10 protein-coding genes and 2 pseudogenes are annotated in these 11,144 nt (G+C 68.4%); 3 read left to right on the forward strand and 9 right to left on the reverse strand.

Features of this window, described 5'->3' with window-relative positions:
• Together VB737_RS12000 and mnmA are read left to right on the forward strand one after the other, a co-directional pair.
• Positions 1-663: pseudogene (locus VB737_RS12000) on the forward strand (hypothetical protein); the annotation flags it as partial.
• 42 nt (positions 664-705) lie between these two features.
• The gene (gene mnmA, locus VB737_RS12005; RefSeq protein WP_500313241.1) at positions 706-2,070 is read left to right on the forward strand and encodes a tRNA 2-thiouridine(34) synthase MnmA; all 1,365 of its coding nucleotides are present in this window, start codon (positions 706-708) and stop codon (positions 2,068-2,070) included.
• Here the strand turns inward: mnmA and glf are convergent.
• The 6 genes from glf to VB737_RS12035 all read right to left on the reverse strand — a co-directional run bounded on the left by glf (position 2,055) and on the right by VB737_RS12035 (position 7,664).
• Positions 2,055-3,188 (reverse strand): UDP-galactopyranose mutase, encoded by a 1,134-nt coding sequence (glf, locus tag VB737_RS12010; protein WP_500313243.1) that lies wholly within the window; start codon positions 3,186-3,188, stop codon positions 2,055-2,057. The genes mnmA and glf overlap by 16 nt on opposite strands.
• A 39-nt stretch (positions 3,189-3,227) precedes the next feature.
• Complete coding sequence (locus tag VB737_RS12015) at positions 3,228-4,280, reverse strand: radical SAM protein (RefSeq protein ID WP_500313244.1); 1,053 nt, start codon at positions 4,278-4,280, stop codon at positions 3,228-3,230.
• 117 nt (positions 4,281-4,397) lie between these two features.
• Complete coding sequence (locus tag VB737_RS12020) at positions 4,398-5,438, reverse strand: hypothetical protein (protein ID WP_500313246.1); 1,041 nt, start codon at positions 5,436-5,438, stop codon at positions 4,398-4,400.
• 5 nt (positions 5,439-5,443) lie between these two features.
• On the reverse strand, positions 5,444-5,668 hold the full coding sequence (locus VB737_RS12025; protein ID WP_500313254.1) for a 2Fe-2S iron-sulfur cluster binding domain-containing protein: 225 nt from the start codon (positions 5,666-5,668) through the stop codon (positions 5,444-5,446).
• A gap of 71 nt (positions 5,669-5,739) precedes the next feature.
• Positions 5,740-7,257, reverse strand: coding sequence for a cobyric acid synthase (locus VB737_RS12030; RefSeq protein WP_500313256.1), 1,518 nt, complete (start codon positions 7,255-7,257; stop codon positions 5,740-5,742).
• Between the two features lie 32 nt (positions 7,258-7,289).
• On the reverse strand, positions 7,290-7,664 hold the full coding sequence (locus tag VB737_RS12035) for an Npun_F0494 family protein (protein ID WP_500313248.1): 375 nt from the start codon (positions 7,662-7,664) through the stop codon (positions 7,290-7,292).
• 54 nt (positions 7,665-7,718) lie between these two features.
• Between VB737_RS12035 and VB737_RS12040 the strand changes: the two genes are divergently transcribed.
• Entirely contained in the window at positions 7,719-8,324 is a 606-nt protein-coding gene (locus tag VB737_RS12040; protein WP_500313250.1) for a nucleoside triphosphate pyrophosphatase, read from the forward strand.
• Here VB737_RS12040 and VB737_RS12045 read toward each other — a convergent pair.
• From VB737_RS12045 to VB737_RS12055, 3 genes and pseudogenes are all read right to left on the reverse strand, one after another.
• Positions 8,309-9,418 (reverse strand): hypothetical protein, encoded by a 1,110-nt coding sequence (locus VB737_RS12045; protein WP_500313252.1) that lies wholly within the window; start codon positions 9,416-9,418, stop codon positions 8,309-8,311. The genes VB737_RS12040 and VB737_RS12045 overlap by 16 nt on opposite strands.
• 160 nt (positions 9,419-9,578) lie before the next feature.
• Positions 9,579-10,967, reverse strand: coding sequence for a photosystem II reaction center protein CP43 (psbC, locus tag VB737_RS12050; protein ID WP_015108803.1), 1,389 nt, complete (start codon positions 10,965-10,967; stop codon positions 9,579-9,581).
• Positions 10,951-11,144, reverse strand: a pseudogene (locus VB737_RS12055) (photosystem II D2 protein (photosystem q(a) protein)); the annotation flags it as partial. The gene psbC and the pseudogene VB737_RS12055, both read right to left, overlap by 17 nt.

The raw sequence follows: 11,144 nt of genomic DNA on the forward strand, positions 1-11,144 counted from the left end.
GATCTGATCTATGCCCGGCCCGGCCAGACCGTCAGCGACTGGACCGGCGAACTGCTCTGGGCGCTGGAGAGCGGCTTTGAGCACATCTCGCCCTACCAGCTGACCATTGAGTCCGGCACCGCCTTTGGTCGGGCGGTGGCGCGGGGGGTCTGGACGCCGCCCGACGAGGATCTGGCCGCCGACCTCTATGAGGTGACCCAGACGGTGCTGGGGCAGGCGGGGTTCGAGGCTTATGAGGTGTCGAACCATGCGCGCGGCGTGGCGGCGCGGTCGGTTCACAATCTGCATGTCTGGCGGGGCGGTGACTATCTGGGCGTCGGTCCGGGCGCGCACGGACGGATGACGCTGGACGGCGTGCGTACGGCGACCGTCGCGCACCGGGGCGTGACGGACTATGTCGCCGGGGTCGGGGCGGGGACGCCGTGGGCCGAACAGACGGCCCTGTCGCCGGTCGAGGCCGCCGAGGAAAAGGTGCTGCTGGGCCTGCGCACGGATGAGGGCGTGCCGCTGACCGTGTTGGCCGGCTTGCGGATAGGGCCGGCGGCCGGTCCGCTGGCGGATTTGATTGAGGACGGTTTCCTGACCCTGTCAGGCGGGCGGGTGGCGGCCACCGCGCAGGGCCGTCCGGTTCTGGACGCCGTGCTGAAAGCACTGCTGACCTGATCTGTGCTTGAGGGGCGCGCCTGGTGCTGGCACGGTTGATCGATGACTGACACCGATGCTTCCCGCCTGTGGTCCGGAACCGCCCCGCCGCCGCGCCGGGTCGACCCTGGCCTGTATGTCGTGGCGACGCCCATCGGCAATCTGCGCGACATGACGCTGCGGGCGCTGGATGTGCTGGCGGCGGCCGATCTGGTGCTGGCCGAGGACACGCGGGTCAGCGCGCGCCTGCTGACCGCCTATGGCCTCAGGGTCAAGCTGGAACGCTGCGACGATCATGCCGCCGTGCGCGCCATCCCCGGGGTGCTGGAACGGCTTGGGGACTGGCCCGGTGAGCGGCGGGTGGCGGTGGGCCTATCCGGCGGCGTCGACAGCTCCCTGACCGCGGCCCTGCTGGTGGCGGCCGGCTGGGAGGTGGAAGGCCTCACCCTGTGGCTGATGAGCGGCAAGGGCGCCTGTTGCGCCGAGGGCCTGGTGGATGCGGCCGGCATCTGCGACCAGCTGGGGGTTCCCCACCATGTGGTCGATTCCCGGGCCCGGTTCCAGGAGCAGATCGTCGATTTCCTGGTGGAGGGGTACGGCGACGGCCTCACCCCCCTGCCCTGCTCCCGCTGCAACCGGGCGGTGAAGTTCGGCCCGATGCTGGCGTGGGCCGGGGTGGAGCGCGGCATCGGCCGCCTGGCCACGGGCCACTACGCCCGGCTGCGGCACGATGGCCGCCACCAGCTGCTGCGGGGCCTGGATTCCCACAAGGACCAGAGCTACTTCCTCTACGACCTGCCCCAGTCGGTGCTGGGCCGGCTGGTCTTCCCCCTCGGTGAACTGACCAAGGAGGCCACCCGCGCCGAGGCCGCCCGCCTCGGCCTGCGCACCGCCGCCAAGCCCGAAAGCCAGGACCTCTGCCTCGCCGACCACCATGGGTCGATGCGGGCCTTTCTGGATGCCTACCTGGCGCCCCGCCAGGGTGAGATCGTGCTGGCGGATGGCACGGTGCTCGGGCAGCACGACGGGATCGAGCACTTCACCATCGGCCAGCGCAAGGGGCTGGGGGTGGCCTGGAGCGAACCCCTCCATGTGGTGCGGCTGGATGGGGCCATGAACCGGGTGGTGGTGGCCCCCCGGCGGGAGGCGACCCGCCAGTCCTGTGTGGTGGGCGCCATCAACTGGGTGTCGATCGCGCCGCCCAGCGGGCCGATCGAGGTGGAGGTGCAGGTGCGCTACCGCAGCCTGCCGGAGCGGGCCCTGCTGACGCCCCTGCCCGAAACGGACGCCGACCACGCCGCCGGCCGGCCCCACCGGGCCAGGCTCGACTTCGCCGAGCCCCAGTTTTCGGTGGCCCCTGGGCAGGCGGCGGTGGCCTACAGCGGTGAGGTGCTGCTCGGTGGCGGGCTGATTCAGGCCGACGCCTGACGGCTCTCGCTGCGGAACCGGTTCATCGCCGATTCGATCACCACGTGCATGTCCATGTACTTGTATTCGGAGAGACGGCCCCCGAAGATCACGTTCTCCGTGGCCTGGGCGAGCTCCTGGTAGCGCCGGTACAGCCCCTGGTTGTGGGCATCGTTGACCGGGTAGTAGGGGATGGCGTCACCGCTGCAGGGCCGGGGGAACTCCCTGGTGATCACGGTGACCGGGGAGTTTGAGCCTTCAAAGTGCTTGTGCTCGATGATGCGGGTGAAGGACTCGCGGGTATCGCAGTAGTTGATCACGGCATTGCCCTGGAAGTTGTCGGTCTCCACCACGGCGTTGTCGAACTCCAGCGAGCGGTACTCCAGCCGCCCCAGCGCGTAGTCGAAGTACTGGTCGATGCAGCCGGTGTAGACCACCTTGTGGGCCAGGCGCCCCAAAGCGGTGCGGTCGGCGAAGTAATCGACGTTGAGGCGGACCTCGATGCCCTCCAGCAAGGCGTCGAAGAGGGCCGTGTACCCCCCGATCGGAATGCCCTGGTAACGGTCGGAGAAATAGTTGTTGTCGTAGGTGAAACGCAGCGGCAGCCGTTTGATGATGAAGGCGGGGAGTTCACGGGGGTCCTTGCCCCACTGTTTGCGGGTGTAGTCGCGGATCAGGGTCTCGTAGATGTCCTTCCCCACCAGCGACAGGGCCTGCTCCTCCAGGTTGGTGGGTTCGCCGCTGAAGCGCTGCGAGGCGATCTTCTGGCGGGCTTGCTCCGGTGTTCGCGTCTGCCAGAGCTCGTAGAAGGTATTCATGTTGAAGGGCAGCGAATAGAGCTTGTCTCCGGAGATGGCCTTGGGCGAATTGATGTAGTTATTGAATTCGGCGAACCTGTTGACGAAGGCCCAGACGGCCTTGTTGCTGGTGTGAAAGATATGGGCGCCGTAACGATGGACGTTGATGCCTTCCAGTTTCTCCGTATAACAGTTGCCGCCGATGTGAGGGCGGCGCTCGACGATGAGACAACGCTTGCCGGCATCGGTGGCGAGGCGTGCAAAGGTGGCGCCGAACAGCCCGCAGCCGACGATCAGATAGTCGTAGGCAGGGGCGTCCGCCTTGGCAGGGGGGTCCGACACCGTGCGGAGGCGTGAGCCTGAGTCAATGGAGGTCACGGATCAGCGAAAATCGTTCAGATCCACGGGCAGAAGATCTTCGATCGATTGCTGGATCTCCGGCGGCTCCTGCATGCCGTAGGTGGCGAAGATGTTGATGCCGCTGCTGGTGCACTTCCTGCAGAGTTCGCTGCCATAGCGCTTCGCCTGCATCACCTGGTAGGGGGTGTCCAGGTAGTTGGCGATCGATGGGGCGGAGGGGGACTGCACGCAGCAGACCGAGAAGTTGCCTTCGTGGTCGAGGCACACCTGGGACTCGCGCATGAAGCAGTTCTGTGAGCGGTGATTGCCGATGGCCTGCTGCACCAGCTGGGGGCTATAGTAGATGTACTCCAGTTCCGGGGGAATTGTTTCGAGCCCGTCGAACATCTTGTCGATGGGCATGTAATAGGCGTGGTAGGGGGTGAACTTCATCCCCAGCTTGTCGCAGAAGTGCTTGAACAGATGCACCTCATGCAGGTTCTGCTTGTGAACCAGATAGCGCACATCGATGTTCTTGAAGCATTCCCAGTCGCCGAGGGTTTCCGAGATGCGGATCAGGTTGGCGAGCACCGGTTCGATCCGGCCGCCTTTGTGGTTGATCTGGTAGGTGCGCTGGGTGAACCCCGACACCGTGATCGTGAAGTTCCAGAGGCGCAGAGGCTTGAGCAGGGACCAGTCGTAGTCGTAATTGAGGTTGGAGGAGATGCCGCAGGGAACGCCATGGCTCTCGGCGCAGGCGATCAGTTCATGAAGCTTCGAATGCAGCGTGGGTTCGGTCCAGTTGTACAGGCCGAAGCGGCAGTTGCCATTGGTGTCGGCCTTGGCCTTGAGGCAGATTTTCTCGAACAGCTCAATCGGCATCTCCGTCAGCTTCTGGCCGATGCTGTTGGTGTACTCGGGCATGCCGACGGGACAGGCCGTGCAACGGAGATTGCAGCCACTCACCACATCCACCCAGAATTCAATGACCTTCTGACCCGGGGGTACAGGGGAGTATTCAGGCCACAGAAAACGCTTGACTGCCGATTGCACGTTCTTGGGAACGGCACGCTTCAGGGCTGTTGGCAGCGCCATCTAGATTCCTACAAAAACGTCTTGCGTTGGTTCATCGTAGCCCCTGCCCGCTGACATCGAAGGTCTGGTGGTTTCGATTCGACGATGACGCCGCATCGTTCTGGCAGAGGCGGCATCTCAGCGGTTCGCTGTCTGTCCGCCTGGCCCGGTGGCCCCCTGCAGGCGCCTTCCCAGCCCCTGCAGGGTCCGCTGCCGCCGCCGCCACCAGCAGCTGACCGGCGGCGGCGTCAGCCACCGCGCCAGTCGCCCCAGGTGCCGTCCCCAGACCACCCGCAGATGCTGGGCCATCCGCTCCCGGCCGCAGTCGGCCAGCTGCGCGGCCGAGGGACCCCGGTAGACCGGCAGATCCAGCTGCAGGGCCAGCCGCTCGGTGGCCTCGCGCCAGTACCGGGTGGCCTCCTGTCTGATCTGCCAGCACTCCCGGATCGAGCCCACGCTCAGCAGCGTCTCCGCGGAGAAGCGCTCCACTTCGAGGACCCCGGGCAGTCCCAGGGGGTTGGTGCCCTGTTCGCTGATCACCAGGCATCCGTGCAGGGGGGCCTGCCACATGCGGCCGGAGAGGGTGGTGCCCCGCTGGTAGGGGTACATCAGGCCGTAGCAGCACCAGGCGGCCGCCAGCCGGCGATTCGCCTCCAGGTAGCTGAGGCCGTGGGTGGCCAGGCCCAGCCGGTCCCAACGCCCGCCGAACACCTGAACCAGGCCCCGGCGGGCCAGCCGGGCCAGATCCTGCTGGTAGGGGTCGTCGCCCATCGGTTTGAAATTGGCGATGTGCAGCGGCCGGCCGGCCCGCTTGCGGAAGGGGCTCCGCTGCCAGAACTCGGGAACCACCGGCAGGTACCCCGGCACCCAGCGCACGCCCTCGGGCAGGGGGTCCGGGCGGAACAGGGAGATGAGACGGATCTCACGGGCCCGGGGGAAACGCTCGGGCCAGTCCACCTGGAGCTCCTTGACGTAGTCGTAGACATGCACAATCCCCCGGTGCTCCTGATGGGCCAGGCCCGGATCACCGCGCAGGATCACCAGCAGGTCGAGATCCGGATCGACGCCGCCAGGCACGAACCCATAGCCCGCGGCCCGATAGAACAGGCGCACGTTCCAGATCACGTCGAGATCCTGGAAATCGATCGAGAGGATGTGGAACCGGGGGGGGGAACTCACACGACCTACCAGTGGGGGTCACTGGCCAGGCTGACGGTCAGCCGGCCGCTCGCACTGGAGGGCACGGTGGCCACACAGGCCCGCACCACCCGTCCGTTCACCTCGATCTCGCAGGCGCCGCAGCTGCCCCCAAGGCAGCCGGTGGGGATCAGCACCCCTGCCTGGCGGGCGGCCTCCAGCCAGTCCTGGCCGGGGATGGCCATCGTGGTGCGTCCGTCCGGCCACGCGATGGTGAGGGCAGGGCGGGGGATGGCGATGGGGGGAGAGCCGCGCTGGCGGAAATCTAGGGGCTGCCGGCCGTTCAGGGACTTGGCGTGCGGGGCAGAGGACCCGGGGCCAGCAGGGGCCCCAGGTCGATGTGGGCCTCGAAGGCGTCCGCCAGGCGATCGAGCAGGGCGTCCCGCTGGCGGCCGTGGTGCGGCTGGTTCTCCTCCAGGGGCGGAAGCTGGCGTCGCCGCCGCAGCTGGTTGAGCCAGCGGCGCCGCCAGGGGCCGTTCTCGAAGATGCCGTGCAGGTAGGTGCCGGCGACCAGACCCCCCTGGTCGCCGGACTCCGTCCACCAGCCCAGGGCCCCGTCCTCCGCCAGGGGTGCGCAGCCCTCCGGATCGATCCGCTCGCTGCGGCCATGGTGGAGCTCGAAGCCCTCCACCAGCGGGTGGTCGCCCGGGCCGGGGGGCCAGAGGGCCCGGCTCTGCCGTTGCCGCAGCGCCTTGTCCCCCTGGAAGACCGTGCGCAGGGGCAGCAGGTCCAGCCCGCCCACCCGTGCCCCGGGCCGGCCCCCTTCCAGCCCGTCGGGGTCGTGCAGCTCCGCGCCCAGCATCTGCAGGCCGCCGCAGAGGGCGAACACCTGTCCCCCCCGGGCCACATAGGCCCGCAGCTGCTCCGCCATGCCGCTGCTGCGCAGCGCCGCCAGATCCCGCAGGGTCTGTTTGCTGCCGGGGAGGATCACGGCATCGGGCTGCTCCAGGGGCTCCCCCGGCCGCTGCCAGCGCAGCCGCACGCTGGGCTCGGCCTCGAGCGGGTCGAGGTCGGAGAAGTTGCTCAGGGAGGGTGGGCGCAGCACGACCAGGCTGAGCTCGGCGCGGGGTTTGCGGCTGCCCCGCTCCAGCAGGTCGAGGGAGTCCTCGGGGGGAAACAGCTCGTCGAGCCAGGGCATCACCCCCAGCACGGGCACCCCGGTCTGCTGCTCCAGCCACTCGCGGCCGGCATCGAACAGGGAGCGGCGGCCGCGGAAGCGGTTGATCAGCAGCCCGCCGATCAGGGGCCGCTCCACCGGCCGCAGCAGGGCCAGGGTGCCGACGATCTGGGCGAAGACGCCGCCCCGCTCGATGTCCGCCACCAGCAGGCAGCGGGCCCGCAGGTACTGGGCCAGCCGCAGGTTGGTGAGGTCCCGGGCCTGCAGATTCACCTCCACCGGGCTGCCGGCCCCCTCCAGCACCAGCCGGCCGCCGGGGTGGGCGGCCTGCAGCTCCGCCAGACCGCTTCGGATCGCCGCCCAGCCGGGCCGGAACCAGTCGCGGTAGTAGTGCTCCGCCCGGGCCGTGCCCACCGAGCGACCCAGGTGGATCACCTCACTGGTGCTGTCGCCCCGGGGCTTGAGCAGCACCGGGTTCATCGCCACCCGTGGCTCCAGTCCCGCGGCCCAGGCCTGCAGGGCCTGGGAGTAGGCCATCTCCCCGCCCTGCTGGTCGACCCAGGCGTTGAGGCTCATGTTCTGCCCCTTGAAGGGCAGGGGCTGCTCCCCCCGGCGCCGCAGCACGCGGCAGAGGGCGGCGGTCATCAGCGATTTGCCGGCGCCGCTGCTGGTGCCCAGCACCATCAGCGGCCGCAGGGAGGCGGGGTGGGGGTGGTTCAAAGGCGGGGGCGGTGGCGGCGCAGCGCCTCCAGGATCCGCTCCCGCCGTCCCGCCCGCGGGATCTCACCGGGCCAGCGCCGCAGCAGCTGCCGGCCCATCGGCGTCAGCCGCACCCGCTCGGTGAGCCCCTGGCCATCGACTTCCCGCCGCAACACCCCCAGCCGGATCAGCCAGAGGAAATGGTCCTCGGTCCGGTCGCTGCTGAGGGGATGGAAGGTGTACGGGGCAGGGACCTCGGCGCGGCCGGCCAGTTCCGTGCTGCTCAGGGGCTCCTTCCCCACGGCCTCATAGAACCGGCGGCGGAAGGGGAGGCAGCGGAGGGAGAGGGCGGCCCGTGCCAGCGAACGGGACTCGGTGTCGGCCTGTGCCATCGCCCCATTCTCCCCAATCGACGGGCAGGCTGGAGACCTGCCCGGAGACCCCCCTTGCTGCTGCTGGCTTCCGCTTCCCCGGCCCGGCGCCGCCTGCTGGAGCAGGCCGGCATCCCCCACCGCACCCAGGTGGGCGGGGTGGATGAGGACGGGATCCGGGAGGCCGATCCCCGACGGCTGGTGCAGGCGCTGGCGCTGGCCAAGGCCCGGGCGGTGGCCGCCAGGCTCGCTTCAGAGGCAGCCTGGCCGTCGTATGGGGTGCTGGGCTGCGACTCCCTGCTGGTGGTGGCAGGGGAGGCCTGGGGCAAGCCCCGGGACGCCGCTGAGGCGGTGGCCCGCTGGCGGCGCATGGCCGGCGGCTGGGGGGACCTGCTCACGGGCCATGGCCTGTTGAGGTCCCCCGCCCCCGACGCACCGGAGGAGCCCCTGCAGGCGGTCGTGACCACGCGGGTGCACTTTGCGCCCCTCGGCGAGGCGGCGATCCAGGCCTATGTGGCCAGCGGTGAGCCTCTGGCCTGCGCCGGCGGCTTCGCCCTCGAGGGCCGCGGCGGCCTGGTGGTGGAGCGGTTGGAGGGCTGCTTCAGCAACGTGATCGGCCTCAGCCTGCCCCTGCTGCGCCGCTGGCTGGGCGACGCAGTTCTGGCTCAGGCGCCCGGATGATGGGCGCCGATCCGCCGCAGCCAGTGGGCCATCGACATCCTCTCCAGCACGCCGCGGCGCTGGGCCGGATCCTCGAACCGGGGGTGCAGGGCGTCCCGCCAGGCCTCCAGCCGGGCGGGGGAGAGGCTGTGGCTGTCCCAGCGGTCGACATAGGCCACCGGCAGATCGCCGTAGGCCGCGGTGGTGGGGTTGCGCTCGATGATCGGGATCGCGCCGGCCAGCAGGGCCGTGAACGCCTTCGGGCAGGGATCGAGGCCGCCGCCGCCGGCGCAGATCACGAAGGGATAGCGCTGGAGGGTCGGGAAGAAATCGTCGTAGGGAATCTGCTCGTGCACCTCGACGAACGCGCTCCAGTCGCCGGTGGCGAGCCGCATCATCGCCCGCCGGTTCTCCCATTGGGGACCCTTTCGGACGTAATGGGCGCAGAAGGCCTTCAGGGGCCGCTCCCGGATGGCGACCGGAGCGTCCTCGGCCAGGGTCTGCCGGAAGAGGCCATGGCCGTCACTGTTGATGCAGCCCAGCGGTATCGGGGTGACGCCGTGCAGCGGGGTGTCCAGATTCTCCGCGTACCAGTGCAGCAGTCGGGGGTCGTCCGGGAGGCGCAGCAGCCGTTGCTCCAGCCCGGAGGCGATGTAATCGGGGAAGCGCTGATCCACCTGCCGGGGCAGGGTGGTGTCGGCATCGCCCGTGATCAGAACGAAGCGGGTCGTCGCCGCGATCCGGGGGAGATAGCACTCCAGAAATTGCTCTAAACACTCCGGCACCGCCTTGACGAACAGGAGCCGGGGCTGGGTGCGCAGGTCGCCGAAGAAGCCATGGCGGGTCAGGCTCCAGTCGGCCCAGTGGGCGATGGAGGGGATCGTGGGCTCCACCAGCCGCGTGTTGAGCACCAGGCCGGTCCCGTCCGGGTTCCGCCGTTGCAGGGCGCGACGGGTCGCTGAAAACCGGCGCCGGTTGAGTTGCCGCTCGATGGCCTGGGTGCGGCGCCGGATCCGGGGGGCCAGCAGCACCCCGAGGGTGCGCGGCGATCGCCGGACCTTGCCGCCCAGCTTCCGCCAGAGGCTCGCACCGTCCGCAGGGGAAGGATCACCCATCGGATCGGCCAACGGCTGCGGCGGAACTCAAGATACGGCAGCAAAACAGCTGCAGCAGTAAGCCCCCGCTCCAAAACGCCCCCGCAGAAAAAAGCCCCCGCCCGGGGGCGGAGGCAAGGGGTGATGGAAAGGGATCCGGAGTGCGGATCCCGGGGTGCCATCAGTCGAGGTCCGGCATGGCCAGGGTGGGCTCGGCCTGACGGTCGATGCCCTTCTCGAAACCGGCGGCGGCGGCGCGGGCCCGGCCCGCATGCCAGAGGTGGCCAACCAGGAAGAAGAAGGCCAGCACGAACTGGGTGGACGCCAGCCACTGTCGGATGTTCACGAAGTTCACCGAGTTGGGCTCGGTGATGATGCCACCCACGGAGTTGAGGGAGGCGTTGGGGGCGTGGGTCATGTACTCAGCAGCCCGACGCACCTGCCAGGGCTGGATGTCGTTCTGGAGCTTGTCGAGGCTCAGACCGTTGGGGCCGCGCAGCGGCTCCAGCCAGGGACCGCGGAAGTCCCAGAAGCGCATCGTTTCGCCACCGAAGATGATCTCGCCAGTGGGGGAGCGCATCAGGTATTTGCCCAGGCCGGTGGGGCCCATGGCGGAACCGATGTTGGCGCCCATGCGCTGGTCGCGGACCAGGAAGGTGAAGCTCTGGGCCTGGGAGGCTTCGGCGTTGGTGGGGCCGTAGAACTCCGAGGGGTAGGCGGTGTTGTTGAACCAGATGTAGGCCGAGGCGATGAAGCTCATGAAGCTCAGGGCGCCGAGGCTGTAGCTCAGGTAGGCCTCACCATTCCAGATGAAGGCGCGACGCACCCAGCCGAAGGGCTTGGTGATGACGTGCCAGATGCCACCGAAGATGCAGATCAGACCGATCCAGATGTGGCCACCGATGATGTCCTCCATGGAGTCCACACCGATGATCCAGCCCTCGCCACCAAAAGGAGCCCGGGTGAGGTAACCGAAGATCACCCCGGGGCTGAGGGTGGGGTTGCTGATCAGGCGCACATCACCGCCACCGGGGGCCCAGGTGTCGTAGACGCCACCGAAGAACATGGCCTTGAACACCAGCAGCAGGGCACCCACACCGAGAAGGATGAGGTGGTAGCCGATGATGTTGGTCATCTGGTTCTTGTCGCGCCAGTCCTGGGAGAAGAACGCGGAGTAGTTCTCCAGGATCTCAGGGCCGCGCAGGGCGTGGTACAGGCCGCCGAGGCCGAGGACGGCGGAACTGATCAGGTGCAGCACACCCACCACGAAGAACGGATAGAGGTCGGTGACCTCACCGCCGGGGCCAACGCCGTAGCCGAGGGTGGCGACGTGGGGGAACAGGATCAGGCCCTGTTCGTACATGGGCTTGTCGAAAGTGAAGTGACTCACCTCGAACAGCATCATGGCGCCGGCCCAGAAGACCATCAGACCCGCATGGGCCACGTGGGCACCAAGGAGACGGCCGGAGAGATTGATCAGACGGGCATTGCCCGCCCACCAGGCGTAGCCGGTGGAGTCGAGGTCCTTGCCCCCGACCGAAATGAGACCGGAATTAAAGGGCGTTTCCACGGGGCAGAACCTCTTCAGGGAAGATGAAGTTTTCGTGCGGCTGGTCCGCAGGGGCCATCCAGGCACGCAGACCTTCGTTGAGCAGGATGTTCTTGGTGTAGAACGTCTCGAATTCAGGATCCTCCGCCGCGCGGATCTCCTGGCTCACGAAGTCGTAGGCCCGCAGGTTGAGGGCCA

The organism is Synechococcus sp. BA-120 BA3 (assembly GCF_034931285.1).
Lineage (GTDB): Bacteria > Cyanobacteriota > Cyanobacteriia > PCC-6307 > Cyanobiaceae > Cyanobium.